This window comes from Litorisediminivivens sp. KMU-197 (assembly GCF_056858395.1).
The window spans coordinates 873,059-897,416 of the sequence record NZ_JBXEQG010000001.1; the positions used below are offsets into that span (position 1 = coordinate 873,059).

At 64.7% G+C, this 24,358-nt stretch carries 24 protein-coding genes and 2 tRNA genes; 14 read left to right on the top strand and 12 right to left on the bottom strand.

The genetic code is table 11. The features are described from left to right. Positions 1-141 precede the first annotated feature (141 nt). Positions 142-1,041, top strand: coding sequence for a LysR family transcriptional regulator (locus AC04PT_RS04180; protein ID WP_482872264.1), 900 nt, complete (start codon positions 142-144; stop codon positions 1,039-1,041). A gap of 219 nt (positions 1,042-1,260) precedes the next feature. Here the strand turns inward: AC04PT_RS04180 and AC04PT_RS04185 are convergent, their stop codons facing one another. Continuing rightward, positions 1,261-2,007 (bottom strand): maleate cis-trans isomerase family protein, encoded by a 747-nt coding sequence (locus tag AC04PT_RS04185; protein WP_482872265.1) that lies wholly within the window; start codon positions 2,005-2,007, stop codon positions 1,261-1,263. A 150-nt stretch (positions 2,008-2,157) separates the two neighbouring features. On the opposite strand from AC04PT_RS04185, the gene purL reads away from it, so the two are divergent. From purL to grxD, 5 genes are all read left to right on the top strand, one after another. Next, on the top strand, positions 2,158-4,317 hold the full coding sequence (gene purL / locus AC04PT_RS04190; RefSeq protein ID WP_482872266.1) for a phosphoribosylformylglycinamidine synthase subunit PurL: 2,160 nt from the start codon (positions 2,158-2,160) through the stop codon (positions 4,315-4,317). 3 nt (positions 4,318-4,320) lie between these two features. Then, positions 4,321-5,190 carry a hypothetical protein gene (locus tag AC04PT_RS04195; RefSeq protein WP_482872267.1) on the top strand — a complete coding sequence of 290 codons (870 nt, stop codon included), beginning with the start codon at positions 4,321-4,323 and terminating at the stop codon, positions 5,188-5,190. A gap of 69 nt (positions 5,191-5,259) precedes the next feature. Beyond that, positions 5,260-5,490 (top strand): BolA/IbaG family iron-sulfur metabolism protein, encoded by a 231-nt coding sequence (locus AC04PT_RS04200; protein WP_482872268.1) that lies wholly within the window; start codon positions 5,260-5,262, stop codon positions 5,488-5,490. A gap of 4 nt (positions 5,491-5,494) precedes the next feature. Continuing rightward, on the top strand, positions 5,495-5,734 hold the full coding sequence (locus tag AC04PT_RS04205) for a hypothetical protein (RefSeq protein ID WP_482872269.1): 240 nt from the start codon (positions 5,495-5,497) through the stop codon (positions 5,732-5,734). Beyond that, a complete protein-coding gene (grxD, locus tag AC04PT_RS04210; protein WP_482872270.1) occupies positions 5,731-6,096 on the top strand; it encodes a Grx4 family monothiol glutaredoxin in 366 nt (121 codons plus the stop codon). Before AC04PT_RS04205 ends, grxD begins: the two co-directional genes overlap by 4 nt. 185 nt (positions 6,097-6,281) lie before the next feature. On the opposite strand, the gene AC04PT_RS04215 is transcribed toward grxD, so the two are convergent. Both AC04PT_RS04215 and AC04PT_RS04220 read right to left on the bottom strand, forming a co-directional pair. Next, positions 6,282-6,680: a cell division protein ZapA gene (locus AC04PT_RS04215; RefSeq protein ID WP_482872271.1), complete on the bottom strand. Its 399-nt coding sequence runs from the start codon at positions 6,678-6,680 to the stop codon at positions 6,282-6,284. Then, positions 6,680-7,195 carry a hypothetical protein gene (locus tag AC04PT_RS04220; RefSeq protein WP_482872272.1) on the bottom strand — a complete coding sequence of 172 codons (516 nt, stop codon included), beginning with the start codon at positions 7,193-7,195 and terminating at the stop codon, positions 6,680-6,682. Before AC04PT_RS04220 ends, AC04PT_RS04215 begins: the two co-directional genes overlap by 1 nt. A gap of 223 nt (positions 7,196-7,418) precedes the next feature. On the opposite strand from AC04PT_RS04220, the gene tkt reads away from it, so the two are divergent. Beyond that, positions 7,419-9,440, top strand: a complete 2,022-nt coding sequence (gene tkt / locus AC04PT_RS04225; RefSeq protein WP_482872273.1) for a transketolase — start codon at positions 7,419-7,421, stop codon at positions 9,438-9,440. 97 nt (positions 9,441-9,537) lie between these two features. Here the strand turns inward: tkt and AC04PT_RS04230 are convergent, their stop codons facing one another. The 3 genes from AC04PT_RS04230 to AC04PT_RS04240 are packed head-to-tail and all read right to left on the bottom strand — an operon-like array spanning position 9,538 to position 11,276. After that, on the bottom strand, positions 9,538-9,837 hold the full coding sequence (locus AC04PT_RS04230; RefSeq protein ID WP_482872274.1) for an N-(5'-phosphoribosyl)anthranilate isomerase: 300 nt from the start codon (positions 9,835-9,837) through the stop codon (positions 9,538-9,540). Between the two features lie 41 nt (positions 9,838-9,878). Further along, positions 9,879-10,859 carry a DUF808 domain-containing protein gene (locus tag AC04PT_RS04235; protein WP_482872275.1) on the bottom strand — a complete coding sequence of 327 codons (981 nt, stop codon included), beginning with the start codon at positions 10,857-10,859 and terminating at the stop codon, positions 9,879-9,881. A 36-nt stretch (positions 10,860-10,895) separates the two neighbouring features. After that, a complete protein-coding gene (locus tag AC04PT_RS04240) occupies positions 10,896-11,276 on the bottom strand; it encodes a DoxX family protein (RefSeq protein WP_482872276.1) in 381 nt (126 codons plus the stop codon). A 193-nt stretch (positions 11,277-11,469) separates the two neighbouring features. Here AC04PT_RS04240 and gap (AC04PT_RS04245) point away from each other — a divergent pair, with 193 nt between their 5' ends. Further along, positions 11,470-12,474 (top strand): type I glyceraldehyde-3-phosphate dehydrogenase, encoded by a 1,005-nt coding sequence (gene gap / locus AC04PT_RS04245; protein ID WP_482872277.1) that lies wholly within the window; start codon positions 11,470-11,472, stop codon positions 12,472-12,474. A 39-nt stretch (positions 12,475-12,513) separates the two neighbouring features. Here gap (AC04PT_RS04245) and AC04PT_RS04250 read toward each other — a convergent pair whose 3' ends face one another. Next, a complete protein-coding gene (locus AC04PT_RS04250; RefSeq protein WP_482872279.1) occupies positions 12,514-13,092 on the bottom strand; it encodes a hypothetical protein in 579 nt (192 codons plus the stop codon). A gap of 153 nt (positions 13,093-13,245) precedes the next feature. Between AC04PT_RS04250 and AC04PT_RS04255 the strand changes: the two genes are divergently transcribed. Beyond that, positions 13,246-13,599 carry a c-type cytochrome domain-containing protein gene (locus tag AC04PT_RS04255; protein WP_482872280.1) on the top strand — a complete coding sequence of 118 codons (354 nt, stop codon included), beginning with the start codon at positions 13,246-13,248 and terminating at the stop codon, positions 13,597-13,599. Positions 13,600-13,608: 9 nt separating this feature from the next. Here the strand turns inward: AC04PT_RS04255 and ggt are convergent, their stop codons facing one another. Beyond that, the gene (gene ggt, locus AC04PT_RS04260; RefSeq protein WP_482872281.1) at positions 13,609-15,402 is read right to left on the bottom strand and encodes a gamma-glutamyltransferase; all 1,794 of its coding nucleotides are present in this window, start codon (positions 15,400-15,402) and stop codon (positions 13,609-13,611) included. Between the two features lie 137 nt (positions 15,403-15,539). Here ggt and AC04PT_RS04265 point away from each other — a divergent pair, with 137 nt between their 5' ends. Both AC04PT_RS04265 and gap (AC04PT_RS04270) read left to right on the top strand, forming a co-directional pair. Further along, the gene (locus AC04PT_RS04265) at positions 15,540-15,683 is read left to right on the top strand and encodes a hypothetical protein (protein ID WP_482872282.1); all 144 of its coding nucleotides are present in this window, start codon (positions 15,540-15,542) and stop codon (positions 15,681-15,683) included. 111 nt (positions 15,684-15,794) lie between these two features. After that, the gene (gene gap / locus AC04PT_RS04270; RefSeq protein WP_482872283.1) at positions 15,795-16,796 is read left to right on the top strand and encodes a type I glyceraldehyde-3-phosphate dehydrogenase; all 1,002 of its coding nucleotides are present in this window, start codon (positions 15,795-15,797) and stop codon (positions 16,794-16,796) included. A 728-nt stretch (positions 16,797-17,524) separates the two neighbouring features. On the opposite strand, the gene AC04PT_RS04275 is transcribed toward gap (AC04PT_RS04270), so the two are convergent. Together AC04PT_RS04275 and AC04PT_RS04280 are read right to left on the bottom strand one after the other, a co-directional pair. Beyond that, a tRNA-Val gene (locus AC04PT_RS04275) sits at positions 17,525-17,600 on the bottom strand. 105 nt (positions 17,601-17,705) lie between these two features. Then, a tRNA-Val gene (locus AC04PT_RS04280) sits at positions 17,706-17,780 on the bottom strand. A 253-nt stretch (positions 17,781-18,033) separates the two neighbouring features. On the opposite strand from AC04PT_RS04280, the gene AC04PT_RS04285 reads away from it, so the two are divergent. Next, positions 18,034-18,228 (top strand): hypothetical protein, encoded by a 195-nt coding sequence (locus AC04PT_RS04285; RefSeq protein WP_482872284.1) that lies wholly within the window; start codon positions 18,034-18,036, stop codon positions 18,226-18,228. A 418-nt stretch (positions 18,229-18,646) separates the two neighbouring features. Further along, positions 18,647-18,832 (top strand): hypothetical protein, encoded by a 186-nt coding sequence (locus AC04PT_RS04290; protein ID WP_482872285.1) that lies wholly within the window; start codon positions 18,647-18,649, stop codon positions 18,830-18,832. Positions 18,833-18,917: 85 nt separating this feature from the next. Here AC04PT_RS04290 and lon read toward each other — a convergent pair whose 3' ends face one another. Together lon and tgt are read right to left on the bottom strand one after the other, a co-directional pair. Further along, positions 18,918-21,323: an endopeptidase La gene (gene lon, locus AC04PT_RS04295; RefSeq protein WP_482872286.1), complete on the bottom strand. Its 2,406-nt coding sequence runs from the start codon at positions 21,321-21,323 to the stop codon at positions 18,918-18,920. Positions 21,324-21,621: 298 nt separating this feature from the next. Further along, on the bottom strand, positions 21,622-22,749 hold the full coding sequence (gene tgt, locus AC04PT_RS04300) for a tRNA guanosine(34) transglycosylase Tgt (protein WP_482872287.1): 1,128 nt from the start codon (positions 22,747-22,749) through the stop codon (positions 21,622-21,624). Between the two features lie 175 nt (positions 22,750-22,924). Here tgt and rimK point away from each other — a divergent pair, with 175 nt between their 5' ends. Further along, positions 22,925-24,310, top strand: coding sequence for a 30S ribosomal protein S6--L-glutamate ligase (rimK, locus tag AC04PT_RS04305; RefSeq protein WP_482872288.1), 1,386 nt, complete (start codon positions 22,925-22,927; stop codon positions 24,308-24,310). Positions 24,311-24,358 lie beyond the last annotated feature (48 nt).

The following is a 24,358-nucleotide window of genomic DNA, read 5'->3' on the forward strand; positions in this document are numbered from 1 at the left end:
ACTTTCAATATAGCGTTATATTAGGTCACAATTACTGACCTTACTAGGAAAACTTTTGTGAGAGGGCTATGTTAGCGTTAGCTCGGAGGATATTAGGTTTTTCTTGCTATTCTCGGGCGCATCTATAACGAAAGCGATCTTATGGATTGGGATAAACTCAGAATCTTTCACGCCGTGGCGGACGCCGGCAGCCTGACCCACGCGGGTGAGGTGCTTCACCTGTCGCAATCGGCTGTCAGCCGCCAGATCCGCGCGCTTGAGGAAAGCCTGAACACCACGCTGTTCCACCGTCACGCGCGGGGCCTGATTCTCACCGAGCAGGGCGAACTGCTGTTTGACGCCACGTCGTCGATGAACAAGCGGCTCGAAGCCGCCGCCGCCCGCATCCGCGACGCCGAGGAAGAGGTCTTCGGCTCGCTCCGCGTCACCACCACCACCGGGTTCGGCTCGCTCTGGCTGGCGCCCCGTCTGGCCAAGCTTTACGAAAAGTACCCCGACCTTAACATCGACCTGATGCTGGAAGAGCGGGTGCTCGACCTGCCGATGCGCGAGGCCGATGTCGCCATCCGCATGAAGGAACCCAGCCAGGCCGACCTCGTGCGCAAGCGGCTGATGAGCGTCTGGATGCGGCTGTATGCGTCGCCGGAGTACCTTGAAAAGAACGGCCGCCCCGCCGCGCTGAGCGATCTGGAGACCCATCGCCTGATCTGCCAGCGGACTGATTCTACCCAGGTCGGCGCCGGGGCAAGCTTCGTACAGACCCTGCTGACCAACAACCTGCGGTCGACGCTCAACGTCAATAACTACTTCGGTGTGCTGCAAGCGGTGATCAACAACCTCGGAATCGGGGTGCTGCCGCATTACGTGACCGAGGATTTTCCCGCGCTCGAACGTGTCCTGCCGGACGAGGAAAGCGCCGAAATCCCGGTATTTCTTGCCTACCCGGAAGAACTTAGGCAATCTCGCCGCATCGCGGCGTTCCGCGATTTCGTGCAGGAAGAAATCTTTGCCTATCGTCGCCAGATGCGCGATCAAAGCTGAGAAATCGCTCTGGCGCACATAAAATGGCCACGAAAAAGTGAGGTATGCGTGCAACGCATATCCACTATGCTGCAAGTGCGGCATGAATTTTCTTGATCGGGTCGGCTCTGCCTACTAATTGGTCTGTATGAAGTTTGATTGCGCACTCGCGCCAGACTTCATACCTCCCTGTTGGACTTCGGCCGAGCTTAGTGCTCGGCCTTTTTTTTTGGCTGCCGCTCAGTTGAGCAACCTCCCCGCCCATCCGCACGAAATTTCCGCACCGGCCCGCGCCATCATGTGCCAGGCCAGAACCTGGTTGCTTGACAACACCGGCTTGCCGATCCGCTGTTCGATCTCGGCAATCGCATCCAGCGTGCGCAGATTGGTGCAGGACATGAACAGCGCCTCGCACCCCGGGTCGGACCCCAAGTCGCAGGCCGCCGCCACCAGCGACCCGCGGTCGATCCGCGCCACCCGGGTTTCCTCGGCCTCGTCGAAGGTGCCGAACACCGGGGTTTCCACCCCGTCCGCCGCCAGAACCCGGCGCAGCGTCTCGGACACATGCTCCACGTAGGGCGACAGCAGCCCCAGCCGTGACACGCCCAGATGCGCGCAGGCCGCGATCAGTGCGCTCACCGGCTCGGTCACCGCTGCCGTCGTGCAGCCCGCCTTGACCAGTTCCGCGATCCGCGCTGCGCCGATCACCGACGTGCCCGAGGTACAGCCGTACCCAACCACGTCGAACCGAACCGGCGGCGGCAACAGCGCCGCCACCTCGGTCAGCCGCGCCTCCATCGCGGCCAGCGTCTCGGGCGTGACCTCCGGGGCCGAAGGGACACGGGTGACATACAGGGCGACACCGGTCCCGGGCAGCAAGCGGCGAAAGTCGTGCTCTATGGTCTCGTCTGCCTGCAACACCACCAGCCCGAGGTTGGCCTTGGTGCCAATGGGCGGCCCAAGCTCGAACGGCAGCACCCGCGTCATCGCCGCATCTCGTCAATGGTCATGCGCATCCCTCACCGCGCCACGAAACGCCGAAACCGCGACCCCGTCAATCCCTGCAAGGCGCATTGCCCCCATCCCGCCCATGGCGTAAACGGTGCGCGACATCATCCCCGGGGGAACATTCGCACGATGCAGGAACCATCCATCACGCCCGATCTGATCGCCGCCCATGGGCTCAGCCCCGACGAGTATGACCGCATCCTCGAGATCATCGGACGTGAGCCGACCTTCACCGAGCTGGGCATCTTCTCGGCGATGTGGAACGAGCATTGCTCCTACAAGTCCTCGAAGAAATGGCTCCGCACCCTGCCGACCACCGGCCCGCAGGTGATCTGCGGCCCCGGCGAGAACGCCGGCGTGGTGGATATCGGCGACGGTCAGGCGGTGGTCTTCAAGATGGAAAGCCACAACCACCCCTCTTATATCGAGCCTTATCAGGGCGCGGCCACCGGCGTGGGCGGCATCCTGCGCGACGTCTTCACCATGGGCGCGCGGCCGATCGCGGCGATGAACTCGCTCAGCTTCGGCGAGGTCACGCACCCCAAGACCAAGCAACTGGTCAATGGTGTGGTCGAAGGTGTCGGCGGCTACGGCAACTGTTTCGGCGTGCCCACCGTCGGCGGCGAGTTGCGCTTCGACGCGGCCTATAACGGCAACTGCCTGGTCAACGCCTTCGCCGCCGGTCTGGCCGACGCGGATGCGATCTTCTACTCGGCGGCCTCGGGAGTCGGCATGCCCGTCGTCTACCTCGGCGCGAAGACCGGTCGCGACGGCGTTGGCGGGGCGACCATGGCCTCGGCCGAGTTCGACGAGACCATCGAGGAAAAGCGGCCCACCGTGCAGGTCGGCGACCCGTTCACCGAAAAGCGCCTGATGGAAGCGACGCTGGAGCTGATGCAGACCGGTGCGGTCATTTCGATCCAGGACATGGGTGCCGCCGGTCTCACCTGCTCTGCCGTCGAAATGGGCGACAAGGGCAAGCTCGGCATCCGGCTCGATCTCGAAAAGGTGCCGGTGCGCGAAGACAGCATGTCCGCCTACGAGATGATGCTGTCGGAGAGCCAGGAACGCATGCTCATGGTCCTGCGCCCGGAAAAGGAAGCCGAAGCCAAGGCCGTCTTCGACAAGTGGGACCTCGACTTCGCCATCGTCGGCGAGACCATTGCCGAGGACCGCTTCCTCATCATGCTCAACAACGAGACAAAGGCCGACCTGCCGCTGTCGCAGCTGGCCTCGACCGCCCCCGAATACGACCGCCCGTGGGAGCCGACGCCGCAGGCCGAGCCGCTTTCGGACGTGCCCACCATCGACGGTCTCGACGGGCTGAAGGCGCTGCTCGCCTCGCCCAACTACTGCGCCCGCAACTGGGTGTTTGAGCAATACGACAGCCAGGTCATGGCCGACACCATCCGCCAGCCCGGCCAGGGCGCCGGCATCATCCGCGTTCACGGCACCAGGAAGGCGCTGGCCTTCACCTCCGACGTGACGCCCCGCTATGTCTTCGCCAACCCGGTCGAAGGCGGCAAGCAGGCCGTCGCGGAAGCCTACCGCAACCTGACAGCGGTGGGCGCCAAGCCCTTGGCCACGACCGACAATCTCAACTTCGGCAACCCCGAAAAGCCGCGGATCATGGGCCAGTTCGTCGGTGCCATCAAGGGCATCGGTGAGGCCGTCGCCGCGCTCGACATGCCGATCGTGTCGGGCAACGTGTCGCTCTATAACGAAACCGACGGCACCGGCATCCTGCCCACGCCCACCATCGGCGCCGTGGGGCTGATCGACGACGCGGACCACGCCATCACCGGCACCGCCCGCGAAGGCCATGTCCTTCTGATGCTGGGCGAGGTCGAGGGCCACCTGGGCCGGTCCGCCCTCCTGGCCGAGGTGTTCAACCGCACCGACGGTGACGCACCCCGCGTCGATCTGGAGGCCGAGCGCCGCGCCGGCGATTTCATCCGCGACAACCGCGACTGGATCGACGCCTGCACCGATATCTCCGACGGCGGGCTCGCACTGGCCGCCTTTGATCTGGCCGAGGCCGGTAACGTGGGCCTCACCCTCGATGTCACCGACACGCCGGGCCTGTTCGGCGAGGATCAGGGCCGCTACCTGATCGCCTGCAGCTTCGACAAGGCCGAGGCGCTGATGATCGCCGCTGGCAAGGCCGAGGTTCCGCTGGTCACGGTCGGCAAGTTCACCGGATCCGAGGTCCGCATCGGCACCTCCTCCGCGCCGCTGGCCGAGCTGCGCGAGGTGTCCCGCGGCACCCTGCCCGCGCTTTTCGGCTGACCCATGCAGCGCCGCCTGACGTTCCTGATCGGCGCGCACAAGACCGCCTCGACGCACCTGCAACGCTCGCTGACGGCACAGCGCGGCGTGCTGCACGGTGCGGGTATCGGCGTCATCGGCCCGATGCCCATCGGTGGCGACATCCTGCCGTTGTCGGACCTGCTGCGCGGCCGCGCCGACCCGGCGCTGCTGGCGCTGGCCGCCGAAGGGTTTCTGGCCAAACACGCCGATGAGCACCGTGAGGTGCTGCTGATGAACGAAAACATCCTCGGCATGTCGCTGGCCCCTGAAATGGCGCTGCGCGACGATCAGCTCTACAAGCACGCACCGGGGCGGGTGAAACGTGTGCTGAACCTCTTCGACGGCCACGAGGTCCGGGTGGGCCTCGCGGTGCGCAACCCCGCCGGCTTTCTGGTGTCCGCATGGCAGGAGCACATCAAGGGCCACGCCTTCCGCCCGTTCCGCGACTACCTCGGCGCGACCGACGTCACCGCGCTCAGCTGGCTGAAGCTGGTGAAGAGACTGAAACAAGCCTTTGGCGACACGGAGCTTTTCCTCTGGCGGTACGAGGATTACCCCACCGTCGCCCCGACCGTCCTGCACCATTGCCTCGGCCCCGCCGCGACCCGCGTCACCCTGCAACAGCGCGCCGCCAACCCCGGATTTTCCGCCGACGCGCTGGATTATCTGGCCACGGTCGGTGAGGTCACCAAAGAGACCACGGCCGAAGCCCTCCACCGTTTCCCCAAAGGCCCGGACCACCCCCCGTTCCAGCCATGGACAGACGCGGAATCCCAAGCCATGTCAGTCCGTTACGCCGCGGACCTCGACAAGATCGAAAGCCGGGGCCTCGCCACGGTCCTGCGTCCCTGACGCCTGCCGCCACTTGTGTTCCCGCCCGCCAAACCCTAGATTCCGCGCAAGCAAACACAGGAAGCGCATATGCCCATCGACGCGAGAGAAATCGAAAACCTGATCCGCGAGGCCTTTCCCGAGGCCAAGATCATTGTCCAGGGCGACGATGGCCAGCACTTCGCGGCGGAAGTGATCGACGAAAGCTTTCGCGGCAAGAACCGGGTGCAGCAACAGCGCGCGGTCAACGCCGCCATCCGCCCGAAGCTCGACAGCGGAGAGTTGCACGCGCTGGCTCTGACCACCCGCGCGCCGGACTAGCGCCATGGACGCGGCCCTCATCCTGCTGCTCGTGGTGGCGATCGTGGGGGTGACCCTGCTGCTTGCCCGCCGCGCCCTGCGCGAGGATCAGGGCAAGAGCCGCGGGTCTGAGCCCGGCGAAGGCTACCACACGCTCCACTCGAACTACTCCTCGGGCCTCGGCGGTCAGCAGACCTCCTACAAGGTGCCGCGCGATCCGCAGGAATACGCCAAACGATTTGTTCCGAAAGGGAAGACGAAATGACCGAAGACGTGAAAGACAAGATCGCCGACACCGTGAAGGCCAACGACGTGGTGCTCTTCATGAAGGGCACCAAGGAAATGCCGCAATGCGGGTTTTCCAGCCGTGTCGCCGGCGTGCTCAATTACATGGGCGTCACCTATCAGGACGTGAACGTTCTGGCCGACGATGGCATTCGGCAGGGCATCAAGGATTACTCCGACTGGCCCACCATCCCGCAGCTCTACGTCAAGGGCGAATTCGTGGGCGGCTGCGACATCATCACCGAGATGACCCTTTCGGGCGAGTTGGACACCATGTTCGACGAAAACGGCGTCGCCTACGACAAGGACGCGGCAGAGAAGATCCGCGAAGCCAACGGCTGACGCGCTGTCGCTTGATCGCAAGATGTAGGCCGGGCTTCAGCCCGGCCTTTGCACACGGGCCGGGCTGAAGCCCGGCCTACGGCCTCTGCCACCCGATGCGTGACACGCCCCGGACCCCGATCCGGGGCCTCGACATAAGCGATGGCGTGGAGGTCCCGGTTCGGGCCCGGGACGGCGGCAACCTGCTAGGCCGTCCCCGCCTTTTCCTCGACCGCGCCGGCCACCGCCTCGGCCCGTGCCGCCAGTTCGGCCAGCGTGTCGATCACCGCCGCGGGCACCACCGGCACCTCGACCTTTTCCGGATCGGGCCGCGGCTGGTCGCGCAGCTTGTTGCGTTCGGCTTCGGTTGCCACCAGCTTGTCTTCCAACTCGCGCACCCGGTCTTCCAGCCCCGCCGTCTTGTCGGCCAGCATCAGCCCGGCCATCAGCAGCATCCGCGATTCCGGCAGCCGCCCGATCTGGTCCGAAAGCACCCGCGCCTCGGTGTCCAGCATCGCGGCGGCGGCGTGCAGGAAATGTTCCTCGCCGTCCTGGCAGGCCACCTCGAACGAGCGGCCGCCGATGGTGATGTTGACCTCAGGCATCAGCTTTCCTCCCGTGCGCCGTCGCCGGGCAGCAACTGTTTCAGGGCTGCCTCGATCGCCGCCGCCTCGGCCACCTCGGCCGCGCGCGCCGCGTTCAGACCTTCCAGTTCGGCGATCATCGCGGTGTTGATCAGATGCGGGTCGGCGACGCTTTCGTTGACGGCCGCCCGCAGGGCCTTGTTGTTCTCGCGCAGCGCCTCGTTCGCGCGCCGCAGGCGCTGCAATTCAAGGTCGATCTGGGCGGTCGCCTCGGATTGCGCCTCGAGCCGCGCACTCATCGTGGCCTCCGCATCTCCGAGCTTGGCGTGCAGAGCCTTGATCCGCTCTTCCCGCTGCTGACCCGCCAGCCGCTCTTCTTCCAGCGCCGCCTCGGTCTCTTCCAGCTTCTTCTGCAAGCCAGGAACATCAACCTCGTCCGCATCCTCGGGCGGTGCCGCATCCAGCAGGTCCACGCCCTTTCCGATCCGCTCGATCGCAGCCGTTATCCTGCGCTGCAACTCATCAATGTCGGCCATTTGGCCTCCCTTCCCTGTCCGTCGCGACGATTTTGCACCGCCCACCCGCAACCTGGCGCCGCGAATCGCTTTTCCGGCGCTTTCCAACGAGTTTACCCAACCCTGTGTGAAATTGCCCCCCCTATTGACATCAAGCACTTAGACGCCGCTGTTCACCCCGCCTTGAACTCTGCCCCGCGGCTGGTATTGAGCGTGCAACCGCACCTTCTTAAGGAATGATCCCTTGGACATCGACGCACTGAAATCCGCCCACCCCGAACACTGGAAAAAGGCGGCGGCCATCCGGGCGCTGACGCTGGACGCGGTGGCGGCCGCGAACTCCGGGCATTCGGGCATGCCGATGGGCATGGCGGATGTGGCGACGGTGCTCTACGAAAAACACCTGAAGTTTGACGCGGCCGATCCGCAGTGGCCCGATCGCGATCGCTTCATCCTGTCGGCCGGCCACGGCTCCATGCTGCTCTATTCGCTGCTCTACCTGACCGGCGATGCCGAAATCACGCTCGACCAGGTCAAGAACTTCCGCCAGCTGGGCTCCAAGACGGCCGGCCACCCCGAGAACTTCCTCGCCAAGGGGATCGAGACCACCACCGGCCCGCTCGGTCAGGGCATCGCCAATTCGGTCGGCTTCGCCATGGCCGAAGAGCTGCAGCGCGCTCGCTTTGGTGCCAAGCTGGTCGATCACCACACCTATGTCATCGCCGGCGACGGCTGCCTGATGGAGGGCGTCAGCCAGGAAGCGATCACCCTCGGCGGCCGTCAGAAGCTGTCGAAGCTGATCGTGTTCTGGGACAACAACAACATCACCATCGACGGCAAGGTCGAGCTTTCGGACCGCACCGATCAGGTGACGCGGTTCCAAGCCGCCGGTTGGCACGTGCAGGAGATTGACGGCCACGACCCGCAGGCCATCGATGCCGCCATCGCCGAGGCCAAGAAGAGCGACCTGCCCTCGATGATCGCCTGCAAGACCCACATCGCGCTGGGCCACGCCGCGCAGGACACCTCCAAGGGCCACGGCGCCCTGACCGATCCCGAGCAGCTGACCGCCGCGAAAGAGGCCTACGGCTGGCCCTATGGCCCGTTCGAGGTGCCCGCGGACGTCAAATCCGCTTGGGAAGAAATCGGCAAACGCGGTGCGTCGGCCCATGCCGAGTGGTCGCAGCGGCTGTCGGCGGCCTCCGGATCGAAACAGAAGGAATTCCAGCGGCAACTGGCGGGCGAAGCCCCCAAGAAGCTCTCGGCCACTATCAAGGCGCTCAAGAAGCAGATCAGCGACGAACGGCCCAAGGCGGCCACCCGCAAGAGCTCGGAAATGGTGCTGGAAGTCGTCAATCCGATCATGCCCGAAACCGTCGGCGGCTCGGCCGACCTGACCGGCTCGAACAACACCAAGGCCGGCGATCTGGGCGTCTTCGACGTGGACAGCCGTGATGGCCGCTACGTCTATTACGGCATCCGCGAACACGGCATGGCGGCGGCGATGAACGGCATGGCGCTGCACGGCGGCGTGCGCCCCTACGGCGGCACCTTCATGTGCTTCACCGATTACGCGCGCCCCTCGATGCGGCTTTCGGCCCTGTCGCGGCTGCCGGTGGTCTACGTGATGACCCACGACAGCATCGGTCTGGGCGAAGACGGCCCGACCCACCAGCCGGTCGAGCATCTGGCCATCTCGCGCGCCACGCCCAACACGCTGGTGTTCCGCCCCGCCGACACGGTCGAAACCGCCGAGGCCTGGGAAATCGCGCTGACCCAACAGGCCACGCCGTCGGTGCTGTCGCTGACCCGTCAGGGCCTGCCCACCGTGCGCACCGAGCACAAGACCAAGAACCTGACCGAGCAGGGCGCCTATGTGCTGGCCGATGCCGAGGGCAAGCGTCAGGCGATCCTGATCGCCTCCGGCTCCGAGGTCTCCGTCGCCATGAAGGCGCGCGAGATGCTGCAAGCCGAGGGCATCGGTGTCCGGGTCGTCTCGATGCCTTGCATGGAGCTTTTCGCGGCGCAGGACGAAAGCTACCGCAAACGGGTGCTGCCGGGCGGTCCGGTGCGTGTCGGCATCGAGGCCGGGGTGCGCGCCGCGGGCTGGGACCGCTGGCTTCTGGGTGAACGCGGCCGCGAGGCCAAGGCCGGGTTCGTCGGCATGGACAGCTTCGGGTCGTCGGCGCCTGCGGAGCAATTGTTCGAGCACTTCGGCATCACCGCCGAGGCGACGGTCGCCAAGGTGAAAGACCTGCTCGGCTGAGCGTGCGCCGATCCGACAACGGATCGGTCAAAATCCATTGATGGATTTTCCATTCCGTTCCGGAGGCCGGCCCACACAAGGTCGGCCTCCGCGCCGTTCAGTACCTTCGCAGGTGGTGTTCCCTGTCCTGGCCCCGTGGCGCCCCCGATCCGTCAACGGATCGGTTCCGATCCATTGATGGATCGGCCCGCACCACCATCCGTGCGCGCGCCGCGTTGCATAGGACGATGTAAAATCCGTTGTTCTCCACCAGCTGAAACCCGCGCCGCTGCACCTCGGCCTGGAACCGCTGCAGCCCCGCGTAGCGTTCGACGTCACGCATCTTGCGATGCACGATCCCGCCCTGGTTCACCGCCTTGGCGGAAAAGACCGATTGCAGCCATCGGTCAGGCGACATGAAATCCGGCTCTGGCATGGGCTCACCCTGCCACGGCAAGGTTAATGCCCGGTTGCTTCCTCGCCGCCGAACACCGACCGCCACAGCGGCGCCACCAGTTTCGTGCCCACGGGGATCAGCAGCACCCCCAGCGCCAGCCCCAGCAGACCGTCGATGGCGGCCTTGCCGATCCATTCCATGATTCCGGACCAGGCCTCCGGCCAGAGTTGCGCAAAGGCCACCGCCCAGTGATGGATCACCTCTTCCGGCCCGTGCCAGCCCATCTGCGCCAGCCCGTGCACGATGATCGACCCGCCGACCCAGAGCATCGCCGCCGTGCCCACCACCATCAGCAGCTTCATCACCCAGGGCATGGCCTGCACGATGCCGCGTCCCAGCGCCTTGGTGGCCGCCAGACGCCCATTTGCGGCCAGAAACAGCCCCACGTCGTCGGCCTTCACGATCAGCGCCACCGCGCCATAGACCGCAACGGTGATCATCACCGCCACGGTGGCCAGCGTCGCCGCCTCCATCCAGAAGCTGCTGGGCGGGATCGCCGCCAGCGCGATGGTCATGATCTCGGCCGAGAGGATGAAGTCTGTCTTGATCGCCCCCTTGATCTTGGCCTCCTCGAGGTGCTCGGGGTCCTTGACAGCATGACTCCCGTCCGGCCCGCCGTGATCGGCACCGAACCCCAGCGCATGGGCGATCTTCTCGGCCCCCTCGTAACACAGGTAGGCCCCGCCCAGCATCAGCAGCGGTGCGATCAGCCACGGCGCGAAGGCCGACAGCGCCAACCCCGCCGGCAACAGGAACACCAGCTTGTTGATCAGCGACCCGCGCGCGATGCGCCAGACGATCGGCAGTTCCCGCGCCGGTGCAAACCCGGTCAGGTACTTGGGCGTCACCGCCGCATCGTCGATCACCGCGCCCGCCGCCTTGGCGCCGGCCTTGGCCGCCTGCCCCGCGATATCGTCGACCGAAGCCGCCGCAACCTTGGCGATCGCCGCCACGTCGTCCATCAAGGCCAGCAAGCCGCTCATGTCGATCTCCCGTCTGGTTTCCCGGCAATGTAGCGGTCAACCGTCCCTCTGCAAGGCCCAGCGTCCCGGTCCATGGGCCGCCAGCACCAGGCAGCCGCCGGCAATCGCCCAGTTCTTGACGAAGATCGTCATCTGCCAGGGGTCGTCCGGCAGGAAGTGAAACACCGATGTCACCGCGCAATAGGCCGCCAGCAGCGCCGCCACCGCCCGCACCTGGACACCTGCGATCAACGCCAGCCCGGCCAGCGCATTGAACGCCAGCGCCAGCCAGACCAGCCACGGCGGCAGCCCCTTCTCCGCCAGCAGATCCATCACCGGACCGGGATCGGCCAGCTTCTGCACCGCCCCACCGAGGAACAGCACCGCAATCAGGATACGGCCCATCAGGACCGCGATATCGTCGAACCGAGTCGTCATGGCCCCCCACCTAGCACGGCCAGCCGCGAAGCCCCGCGGTTTCGTTATCGCAACCATGCCGCAGGGTTAGCGCCACCATGTGCCCGCTTGCCACGGTTAACGCTATCATATTGAGAAATATGTCCTTTTCCCTTGCCATGCCACATTCTGCCGGTAAACCCACGCGCAAAGGCATCCGCAGGAGACGAGACACATGACGGTTACTGTCGGGATCAACGGGTTCGGCCGCATCGGCCGCTGCACCCTCGCCCATATCGCCGAGAGCGCGCGCAACGATGTGCAGGTGGTCAAGATCAACGCCACCGGCCCGCTGGAAACCTCGGCGCACCTGCTGCGCTATGACAGCGTGCACGGCCGCTTCCCGGGCGAGGTGAAGGTTGCCAATGGCACGATGGACCTCGGCCGTGGCCCGATGGAGATGTTCTCGACCTACAATCCCGAAGAGCTCGACTGGTCCGGATGCGACGTGGTGCTGGAATGCACCGGCAACTTCAACGACGGTCACAAGGCCGACGTCCACCTCAAGCGCGGCGCCAAGTCGGTGCTGATCTCGGCGCCGGCTAAGAATGTTGGCAAGACCGTGGTCTACGGCGTCAACCACCGCGACCTGGTGCCCGGCGACACGATGATCTCGAACGGGTCCTGCACCACCAACTGCCTCGCGCCGCTGGCCAAGGTGCTGGACGAGGCGATCGGCATCGAGCGCGGCATCATGACCACGATCCATTCCTACACCGGCGACCAGCCGACGCTGGACCGCCGCCACAACGATCTCTACCGCGCCCGCGCCGCCGCCATGGCGATGATCCCCACCTCCACCGGCGCGGCGAAAGCGCTGGGAGAGGTGCTGCCCAACCTCAAGGGCAAGCTCGACGGCACCGCCATGCGCGTGCCTACGCCCAACGTCTCGGCGGTGGACCTGACCTTCGAGGCCGCCAAGGACGTCACCGTCGAAGACGTCAACGAGGTGGTGCGCGAAGCCGCCGCCGGCCACATGGGCGCCGTGCTGTCCTACGATCCCGAGCCCAAGGTCTCGATCGATTTCAACCACACCCCGCACAGCTCGATCTTCGCGCCCGACCAGACAAAAGTCGTCGGAGGCCGTACCGTCCGCGTGCTGGCGTGGTACGACAACGAATGGGGCTTCTCGGTGCGCATGGCCGATGTGGCGGCTCACATGGGTCGGTTGCTGCACTGAGACATCCCGGCGGCTCTGCCGCCGGGTAATTCACGGTGCCTACTGTTGGTGATTGTCGCAGGTCACTGCAGGATTGAACGGCATCAGTTCCCCGGCAGGATTGTCTCGAAACAGCCAGACATGCTGGTCGTAGTGGGGTGCAAAGCCATGCGCCTCGTCGCCCGGAGTGTTCGGGTCGTCCGCCATGTGATCCCACGCACGGCCGTTGAAGACCAGGTCTTCCATCTTGCCGGCGTCATTCCACGCCGCCTCGAACACCAGATTCTCGACGGCAACCAGCTCCATCGAACCGTCGGCCTGCGGCTCGTAGATCAGGATCGCCGGCGCCATCCAGTCTGTATACGTTCCGGTGCCGTCCACCGTTGGATCGGTGGCAGAAATCTGCAACAGATCGGGCCGCATGTAATGGATGCCCATCGCTCCGAGATCCGCAGGTAGACCTTCGGCTGCTGCCGAAACGCAATGGTTGTCGGGGGTGATGTAACCGTCGGCCTTGGCGACCTCGATGTCCTTGTACTTCTCGACCGCAGAGCGCAGCTCGTCCAGGTCGACATCCACCGCCCATGCTGCGGTCGGTAGAAGAAACGCCGTCAGAATACCTACTGTCCAAGTTTTCATGATAGAATCCTCCAAGTTGACGACTCACGGTGAAAAAGCACCGCCGTCGAAGGCACCATAATACCACGATCCGAATTGCAATTCTTGGTGCGGTTCGCACGGTCCTATCGAAAAGGCGACAGATTGACCCCGCTACGAACCGCAATATGCCTCGTGCCGATACTTGCCACGGCCGCGCAGGCAGGGACAGAACGAGCCGGGCCGCCCGACTGGCTCGCCGTTGCTGAAATCTTCAAGGTGCGCTGCGTCAACTGTCACTCCGGCCCGAAAGCCGCGCGTGGTCTGCGGCTCGACCGGTACGACTTCACGCTACGCGGCGGAGACCGGGGCGCGGTACTGATCGCGGGAGACACTGCGGCCAGCGAACTGCTGCTCCGCATTCGCGGTGAAAGCACGCCGCGAATGCCCTTCCTGTCACGTCCGCTGCCGCCCGAGGAGATCGACCTGATCCGCCGCTGGATCGAGGCCGGCCTGCCCGAGGCCGCAGCCGCTCGCGCCGGAAACTGACCGGTCCGGTCACTCTCCCAGCGCAATCCCCTCGCGCCGCGGATCTGCGCCTCCCTTCAGACCTTCTCCCACCGCGATCAGGTGCAGCCCCGAGGTCAGCCCACGGCTGTTCACCTCGAACCCCATCTCGGTCAGGGCCTCGCTCAGTGCCACCGCGTCGGTGCCCTCTTCCACGTCATAGGTGCCGAAGCGGTTCACCAGGTGCCCCATGGCGGCGGCCTGTTGCACGTCCATGCCCCAGTCCAGTACCGCGATGATCGACTGCACCACGTAGCCGATGATGCGGCTTCCACCGGGGCTGCCGGTCACCAGCACCGGCGCGCCGTCCTTCATCACGATGGTCGGCGCCATCGAGGACCGGGGGCGCTTGCCCGGCTCCACCCGGTTGGCAATCGGCACGCCGTCAGCATGGGTCTTGAAGGAAAAGTCCGTCAACTCGTTGTTCAGCAGGAAGCCCCGCACGAACAGCCGCGACCCGAAGCCATTCTCGATGGTGGTGGTCATCGACAGCGCGTTGCCGTCGCCGTCGACGATCGAGATGTGCGAGGTCGAGGGCAGCTCGAGGCTGGCGTCATCAGCCCAGAGCAGCGCGTGATCGAACTCGGGATTGCCCGGCGCCACCTCCGGCAAGGCATCGTCGCCGCCCAGCAGCTCGCCACGCTCCTGCAAGTACCCGGGCGCCACCAGCCCCTCGACCGGCACCGGCACGTAATCGCTGTCGGCCATATAGCGTCCACGGTCCGCGAACGCCAATCGCGAAGCATCGCCGATCAACCGCCAAGCCTCGGCCGATTGCGGCCCCAGCTCCGCCAGTTCGTAGTTGTCCAGCATTCCCAGGATCTGCCCCACGGTCAGAGCCCCCGACGACGGCGGCCCCATGCCGCAGACCTCGTGCGCACGGTAGGTGGCGCAGACCGCCGGGCGCTCCTTGACCTCATAGAGCGCAAGGTCCGTGGCCGACAGCACGCCGGGATTGCCCTTAGCGCCCTGCACCGTGGCCACGATGTCCTCGGCGATCGGGCCCTCGTAGAACACCGACGCGCCGCCCTCGGCAATGGCGCGCAGGGTTTCGGCGTATTCGGCATTCACCAGCCTGTCGCCGGGCTGCACGCCCTTGCCCCCGGGCATGAAATAGGCCGCCGTCGCCGGAAACCGCGACAGCCGCTCGGCGTCGCTGCCCACCATCCCCGACATGCGTGGCGAGACCGTGAAGCCCGCTTCCGCCAGCGCGATCGCCTCGTCGAAAAGACCCGACCACTCGGATTTGCCCCAGCGGGCATGCGCCTCCTCCATCAGCGCCGGCGTGCCGGGCGTGCCGACCGAGAGGCCGCCCACAACCGCGTCGAAGAACTTCAGCGGCGCGCCGGTCTCATCCTGAAACAGCCGCGGCGTGGCTGCGCGCGGCGCCGTTTCGCGCCCGTCCAGCGTGGTCAGCTCTCCGCTGGCCGCATCGTACCACACCAGGAACGCCCCGCCGCCCAGGCCCGAGGATTGTGGCTCGACCAGCCCCAGCACCGCCTGCACCGCCACCATGGCGTCCGCCGCGCTGCCGCCGTCGCGCAGCACCCGCGCGCCGGCCTCGACCGCCAGCGGGTTGGCCGCCGCCACCATCCAGTCCTGCGCTTCCACCGGCACACCGGTCTGCTTGGCGTCCCAGGATGCCTTCGCGGCGTCAGAGATGCCCTCGAAGGACGCCGGCGGCCCGACATTCGCCTCCGGCGTCACCGCGTCGGTGGCTTGCTGCGCCATTGCCGGCATGGCCGACAGGCAGGTGATGCAGACAAATTCCCGGACAAGCTTCATGATCGTTCCTCCCACGGTTCCAGACTCACCCGGCCAGCCTGACACGGCACAACCCATCCCCGAAACCCCTTTCCGGGCCGCCGGGGTTGCCCCGCGCCGCGGACTGCGGCACCTTGCCTGCAAACCGGAGCCATCCCATGACCAACCGCATCGCGCTTTTCCTGGGCCTGTTCGTTCTGGCCGCCATCAGCCTGAGCTACCTGGCGCATGGCACCGACCAGTTTCTCTTCCTTGCGAAGAAGTTCCTCGCGCTGCTGGAATGGGTCGCCTTCTGGCGCTGAGCGCGGCGTTGACTTTCGCAGGCAAATGCGCTTGTTAGCGTTAACGGAAAATCGGGCCCGGCGGGTGCGCCGGCGGGTCGCAACGAGCGCCTCGAAACAAAGGAGAGGACCATGGCTGTCAAAGTTGCCATCAACGGATTCGGACGTATCGGCCGCAACGTGCTGCGGGCCATCATCGAAAGTGACCGCAACGACATCGAAGTGGTGGCGATCAACGATCTCGGCCCGGTCGAGACCAACGCCCACCTGCTGCAATACGACAGCGTGCACGGCCGCTTCCCGGTCGAGGTGACAACCGGCGACGACTGGATCGACGTCGGCCGCGGCCAGATGCGCGTCACCGCCGAACGCAACCCCGCCGACCTGCCATGGAAGGACGTCGACGTCGTGCTGGAATGCACCGGCATCTTCACCTCGAAAGAGGCCTGTCAGGCGCACCTCGACAATGGCTCGTCGCGGGTGCTGATCTCGGCGCCGGGCAAGGACGCCGACAAGACCATCGTCTACGGCGTCAACCACGACAGCCTGACCGCCGAAGACCTGATCGTGTCCAACGCATCCTGCACCACCAACTGCCTGTCGCCGGTGGCCAAGGTGCTGAACGACGAGATCGGCATCGTCAAAGGCTTCATGACCACGATCCACAGCTACACCGGCGACCAGCCGACGCTGGACACCATGCACAAGGATCTTTACCGCGCCCGCGCGGCGGCCCTGTCGATGATCCCCACTTCGACCGGCGCCGCCAAGGCCGTTGGCCTCGTGCTGCCGGAACTGAACGGCAAGCTCGACGGCGTGGCGATCCGCGTGCCAACCCCCAACGTCTCGGTCGTCGACCTGACGTTCGAGGCCGCGCGCGAAACCTCGGTCGAGGAAATCAACAACGCCATCCGCGCCGCCGCCGACGGGCCGCTCAAGGGCGTTCTGGGCTATACCGACAAGAAACTGGTCAGCTCGGACTTCAACCACGACCCGCATTCGTCGATCTTCCACACCGACCAGACCAAGGTCATGGAAGGCACAATGTGCCGCATCCTGAGCTGGTACGACAACGAATGGGGCTTCTCCAACCGCATGGCCGACACCGCCGTGGCGATGGGCAAGCTGATCTGAGGCGACAAGCCGTCCTAAACGACAAAGCCCCGCCAGCGTGCGGGGCTTTTTTGTGGCATCTGCCTTGGTGTCGCGTGGGTCCGGTCTGCCGGCTTTGCTACCTTTCGCTGCGGCTGCGCCAAGGTCCGCGTCTTGATTGAAACCAACCGATTCTACTGCATTTGACAAACCAATGCGGCCACGAACTTGCCAATTTCGTTCTCTTCTAAAAACGGTTCATATCCTTCCGATTTTCTTCTGTGATCCGTTCGTTCTCAGAAATCGTCCTATTCACCAGGTCCAAATCCATCGCTTCCATTCCGAGCGGAGGGTTCTTGGGATCAAAAGTCGGCGGACGGAACAAAGCTATCAGTTTTCGGAAGAATTCAAACATCACTCAAGCACCCTTATTGTCAGGCCGAACAACTGAAGCTCGCGGCTGGCCATTCTAAAATTAATTGTCGCCATCACAGTGCCTTGATGCTGAATGCATTCGTGTCGCGGAAACTCTCTTCGATGGAATTCGACGACAGATTAATTCCCCAGCCCATAAGCACAGTAAAATCGCAATCAAGCCTAACGAAGCGAGGTCGCGCAGCATAGTACTATTTGGAATGCTATCGGCTAAATATCCGGCGGTATGATAAAGCTGACGGCGCCGTTCGTGCATCCAGCATCCAACTCTGGTCGCAGAGCGGACCTTTGCGCCTGTCCGAATGAGATGACTGAGGCGAAATCGCTAAGGAAGGTGGTGGGTGATGAGAGACTCGAACTCCCGACATCTTCGGTGTAAACGAAGCGCTCTACCAACTGAGCTAATCACCCGGACCCCCGCCTTGTGCCGCAAGCGCCCGCAGGGTGCAAGGCCGTTTAGGCGGGGAAACGAACAACGCGCTCAAGGTTGAAACCCCGGAGCGCGCTGCCGAATTCTGGTGGGTGATGAGGGATTTGAACCCCCGACATCATCGATGTGAACGATGCGCTCTACCACTGAGCTAATCACCCGGTGACGCGTCTATTAGCGCCCCCGCCAAAGCGGTGCAAGGGGGTCCGGGCCAGAAAATCGCGGCGATGATCCGGCCCGGCACACCCGGTCCTCGGCATGCGCACGTTGGTGCGCTGACAGCCACAAAAGCACCATCCCGCGCGGATTGGCACTGGTCCGGCAACAATCATGGCCAGTCTCGGCCAAGGATTTGACCCGGCAGGAAAATATGCCGTTCAGTTGCAATCGTCTGGAACCGCAGGGAAACCCATCATGAAAAAGACAATCCTCGTCGCCACGCTCGCGACCGGTCTCACCACGCCGGCGCTGGCCGGCGGGTACGAGCCTGTCATGCCTGAAGAGTTCATCATCGCCGAGACCACGCAGGCCTCATCCGTGAGCGCTATGGCCCTCGTGCTGATCGCGGCCTTCGTCACCTTCGCGACCGCGGCCGCATCGGGCAATTGATCCGGCAACCGCCAACGATAAAGGGCTGCGCGATGCGGCCCTTTCCAGCAAAGGGGGCCTTTCAGGCAAGGGTGCTCTATCATTCCGGCAGTGCGGTAGGTCCCTGTTCTCAGCTTCCCCGGGCTGGCCGCCGCGATCATGCACGCCTGCCTCTCAGGACAGCCGCCGAACGGATCTCGGCCGAATGGATCACCCTCGCCCTGCCCTCCAAAGACAACGCGTCCGCTGGCGTCTTGCCCAGCCGCGAAACGGAACGCCCCATCGGCCGAAAACACGGTCGCCTTTTAGAATCTGTCATCGCCTGCGAACCTGAGGCAATAATAGGTGTCAGCAGATCACGGTCTGCGAATTTTAATTACCATACCAAATAAATTAGACTCTTATCGCGGCGCTTGTCGCCGGGTTCGCGACGGCGTCGGTGGCTGACACCAGTTCGGGCGCCAAGGACATCAAGAAACAGACGGTGGTGTCGACACGGCAGCATGCGCAGGCCGAATCCAGCGGCGGGGCGATGCTGACGATAGGCATACTGCTTCTGGTATTGATAGCGGCAGCCGCCATAGATGGCGGCGGCGGCGGCGGCGGTGGATATTATTCTCACTGAATAGGCGACCGGCCGAACACGAAAAAGGCCGCCCGGGGACGGGCGGCCTTTGTTTCATTCAAGCGGCCAGCATGGCCTGCCAGGATCAGTGCGCCACGGCGCTGGCGGTATCCTCGCCCTTGGACAGCGCCTGCGCCGCCGCCTCTTCCGCCGCTTCGTCCCATTCGATGGGCTCGGGCTTGCGGATCAGCGCCTGTTCCAGCACCTCCGAGACGTGGTTGACCGGGATGATCTTCAGCCCCGACTTCACGTTGTCGGGGATCTCTGCCAGGTCCTTCTCGTTCTCTTCCGGGATGAACACCGTCTGGATGCCACCCCGAAGTGCTGCCAGCAGCTTCTCTTTCAGGCCACCGATCGGCATCGCGTTGCCGCGCAGGCTGACTTCGCCGGTCATCGCGATGTCCTTGCGGACCGGAATGCCGGTCAGCACCGAAACGATCGACGTCACCATCGCCAGACCGGCCGAGGGCCCGTCCTTGGGCGTGGCCCCGTCCGGCACGTGGACGTGGATGTCCCACTTCTCGAACTTCGGAGGCTTGACCCCGATCTTGGGCGAGATCGACCGCACATAGCTGGAAGCCGCGTCGATCGACTCCTTCATCACGTCGCCCAGCTTGCCGGTGGTCTTCATCCGGCCCTTGCCCGGCAGGCGCAGCGCCTCGATCTGCAAAAGGTCACCGCCGACCGAGGTATAGGCCAGCCCGGTCACCACACCGACCTGGTGCTCGTCCTCGGCCAAGCCGAAGCGGTGCTTGCGCACGCCCAGATAATCGCTCAGGTTCTCCGGCGTCACCGTGACCTTGCCGTCCTCGCCCTTGATGATCGCCGTCACCGCCTTGCGGGCCAGCTTGGCAATCTCGCGCTCAAGGTTCCGCACGCCGGCCTCGCGGGTATAGTACCGCACGATGTCGGTCAGCGCCGCATCCGTCAGCTCGAACTCGGTCTTCTTCAGGCCGTGGTTCTTGATCTGCTTCGGGATCAGGTGCCGCTTGGCGATCTCGCACTTCTCGTCCTCGGTATAGCCTGCCAGCGGAATGATCTCCATCCGGTCAAGCAGCGGCCCGGGCATGTTGTAGCTGTTCGACGTGGTCAGGAACATCACGTTCGACAGGTCGTATTCCACCTCAAGATAGTGGTCCACGAAGGTGCCGTTCTGTTCCGGGTCGAGCACTTCCAGCATGGCGCTGGCCGGGTCACCACGGAAGTCCTGCCCCATCTTGTCGATCTCGTCGAGCAGGATCAGCGGGTTCGTGGTCTTGGCCTTCTTCAGCGCCTGGATGATCTTGCCGGGCATCGAGCCGATGTAGGTCCGGCGGTGACCGCGGATCTCGCTCTCGTCGCGCACGCCACCCAGCGAAATGCGGATGAACTCACGCCCGGTGGCCCGTGCCACCGACTTGCCCAGCGAGGTCTTGCCGACGCCCGGAGGGCCGACAAGGCACATGATCGGGCCTTTCAGCTTCTTCGACCGCTGCTGCACCGCAAGGTATTCGACGATACGCTCCTTGACCTTCTCCAGCCCATAGTGATCGTCGTCGAGAATGCCCTGCGCCTTGTGCAGGTCTTTCTTGACGCGCGACTTCACGCCCCACGGGATCGACAGCATCCAGTCGAGATAGTTGCGCACCACGGTGGCCTCGGCCGACATCGGCGACATGTTCTTGAGCTTCTTCAGCTCGGCATCCGCCTTCTCGCGCGCTTCCTTCGACAGCTTGGTCTCGTTGATGCGCTCTTCCAGTTCGGCAATCTCGTTGGCGCCGTCCTCGCCGTCGCCCAGCTCCTTCTGAATGGCCTTCATCTGCTCATTCAGATAGTATTCGCGCTGGGTGCGCTCCATCTGCGATTTCACGCGGGTCTTGATCTTCTTCTCGACCTGCAGGACCGACATCTCGCCCTGCATCAGGCCATAGACCTTCTCCAGCCGCTCGGACACGCTCAGCGTCTCAAGCAGGTCCTGTTTCTGGTCCACTTCGATGCCCAGATGCCCGGCGACAAGGTCGGCCAGCTTCGCCGGTTCCTCGGTTTCGGACACGGCGACAAGCGCCTCTTCGGGAATGTTCTTCTTGACCTTGGCATAGCGCTCGAACTCGCCCGCGACGGTGCGCAGCAGCGCCTCGATCGAGGCCTGATCGCCCGGCATCTCGGTCAGGTAGTCGCACTTGGCCTCGAAGAAGTCTTCGTTTTCAAGGTATTCGACAATCCGCACCCGCGCCACGCCTTCGACCAGCACCTTGACGGTGCCGTCGGGCAGCTTCAGCAGTTGCAGCACATTGGCCAGCACACCCGCTTTGTAGATGCCGTCCTCGGCGGGATCGTCCACCGACGGATCGATCTGGCTGGACAGCAGGATCTGCTTGTCGTCGGCCATCACCTCTTCAAGCGCGCGGACCGATTTCTCGCGCCCCACGAACAGCGGCACGATCATGTGGGGAAACACCACGATGTCGCGCAGCGGCAGCACGGGGTAGCTGGAATTGAGGGGCTCTTGCATGCTCTTTCCTTGTTCTTGGCAAACCGGCCCGGCCCCGCTTCGCGGCAGCACTGTCCGGCTCCTGTCAGGCAGTCTAGGTAAGACCCGCAAAGGGTTCCTTCAAGACCATCGCCCGGCCTGTTCTCGTTGCGGATCAGAATGCCTGCTGCGGCGGCAAGGGGCAAGCGCCGATCTTGGATGAATTCCAGACGCGCGACGGTGACCGGCACGACAAGACCATGCGCCAGAACCGTTGGATGATCGCAACGGCGATGAGGCCCGAACCGCCCCGGAATGGGTGGGCGGACCCCGTTTCACATCATATCGGCTCGATGTCGCCCTCGGCCCGGCCGGCGTGAAAATCAGCCGCCCACTGCGCGAAGCTGCCCTGCGCGATGGCCTGCCGCATGCCCTCCATCAGGTCCTGATAATATTGCAGGTTGTGCCAGGTCAGCAGCATCCCCGAGATCATCTCCTGCGCGCGGAACACGTGGTGCAGATAGGCCCGCGAATAGTTCCGGCACGCCGGACAGGTGCAGTCCTCGTCCAAGGGCCGCGGATCGTCCTGGTGCCGCGCGTTCTTGATGTTCAGCACACCGCGCCGGGTGAACACCTGCCCTGTCCGCCCCGAACGCGACGGCAGCACGCAGTCCATCATGTCCACGCCCCGCGCCACCGCGCCCACGATGTCATCCGGCTTGCCCACGCCCATCAGGTAACGTGGCCGGTCCTCCGGCAATTGCCCCGGCGCATAGTCGAGACAGGAAAACATCGCCTCCTGCCCCTCGCCCACCGCCAGCCCGCCGATCGCATAGCCGTCGAACCCGATCTCGCGCAGCGCCTCGGCCGAGGTCTCGCGCAAATCCCGCTCTAGCCCGCCCTGCTGGATACCGAACAGCATGTGCCCCGGCCGCTCGCCGAACGCCGCCTTCGACCGCGCGGCCCAGCGCATCGACAGTTCCATGCTCTCGGCGATCCGGTCGCGATCCGCCGGCAGCGCCGGGCATTCGTCGAAACACATCACGATGTCCGACCCCAGCAACCGCTGGATCTCCATCGACCGCTCCGGCGTCAGCATGTGCTTCGACCCGTCGATATGGCTCTTGAACGACACCCCCTCCTCGGTCAGCTTGCGCAGATCGGCAAGGCTCATCACCTGAAAGCCGCCACTGTCGGTCAGGATCGGCCGCTCCCAGTTCATGAACTTGTGCAAGCCCCCCATCCGGTCGATCCGTTCGGCGGTGGGCCGCAGCATCAGGTGATAGGTATTGCCCAGCAGGATGTCGGCGCCAGTCGCGCGGACGCTTTCGGGCAGCATCGCCTTGACGGTGGCGGCGGTGCCCACCGGCATGAAGGCCGGCGTACGGATATCCCCGCGCGGGGTGGAAATGGTGCCAAGGCGGGCACGGCCATCGGTCGCATGAAGCGTGAAGGATGTCTCGGTCATGCCGCCGATGTGCCCGCTTTGCCCGCCGTTGTCGAGACCGCCGGTTTGACGCGCCCCCGCGCCGCTATATCTTGCGACGGATGACAGTCGCCCCCGGCCTCGCCCCCGCACGGTCCTTGATCCCTACGCCCGCACCCGTTACCGCTGAACATCTTGGCGAACGAGAGGGCAATACATGAGCGACGAAATCAAGCTGGGCTGGGAAGAGTGGGTCTCGCTGCCCGATCTCGGCCTGCCCGCCCTGCGTGCCAAGGTCGATACCGGCGCCCGCACCTCGGCGCTTCACGCCTACGAGATCGAGCGCTTCGGCCCCGCCTCCAAGCCCAAGGTCCGCTTTGCCGTCCATCCGATTCCGGGCCGCGACGACCTGTCGATCCCCTGTTCGGCCGAAATCATCGACCGGCGCGAGGTCATCTCGTCGAACGGCGAGGCTGAAAGCCGCTACGTCATCCGCACCAACCTCAAGGTCGGTGAAAAGTCCTGGCCGATCGAAGTGACGCTGACCGACCGGCGCGGCATGTCCAACCACATGCTGCTGGGCCGGCAGGCGCTGGCCGATCAGGTCACCGTTGTGCCGTCCGAGAAGTTCCAGCAGCCCGAACTCAGCTTCGATGTCTATCACTCCACCCGCGTGCGCAAGATGGCCCCCAACCGGGCGCTGCGCGTCGCCGTCCTGAGCCGCGAGCAGAACTATTCCACCGCGCGCCTCGTGGCCGAAGGCGAGGAACGCGGCCACGTGGTCGAGACCATCGACACCACCCGCTGCTACATGGCGATCAACGCGCTGTCGCCCGACGTCTATTACGACGGCAAGCGCCTGCCGCGTTACGACGCGGTGATCCCGCGCATCGGCGCGTCCGTGACCTCCTACGGCACCGCCGTGGTGCGCCAGTTCGAAACCATCGGCACCTATTGCATCAACGGCTCTCAGGGCATCACCCAAAGCCGCGACAAGCTCTGCGCCCACCAGCTGATGGCGCGGCACAAGATCGGAATGCCCAACACCGCCTTCGCCGCCTCGCCCAAGGACACCGACGGGCTGATCGGGCTGGTGGGCACCGCGCCTCTGATCGTCAAGCTGCTGGAATCGACGCAGGGCAAGGGCGTCGTGCTGGCCGAAACCAAGAAGGCCGCGCAATCGGTGATCGATGCCTTCCGCGGGCTCAAGGCCAACTTTCTCGTGCAGGACTTCGTCAAAGAGGCCGCGGGCGAGGACATCCGCTGCCTCGTCGTCGGCGGCAAGGTGGTCGCGGCGATGAAACGCACCGGCGCCGAGGGCGACTTCCGCTCCAACCTCCACCGCGGCGGCTCGGCCGAGGTGGTGCGCATCTCCCGCGCCGAACGCGAGGCCGCGGTAAAGGCGGCGCGCGTGTTCGGCCTGAAACTGGCCGGGGTGGACCTGCTGCGCTCCGAAGCCGGTCCCAAGGTGCTCGAGGTCAACTCCTCGCCCGGCCTCGAAGGGATCGAGAAGGCCAGCGGCAAGAACATCGCCGGCCTGCTCTACGACCACATCGAAACCCACGTCCGGCCGCAGCCGGTCCGCAAGCGCAAGACCGCCTGACCGGCGCAGCCCGCAGGGCGGGTCGTCCGGACCCGGCCTGCGCCGCCG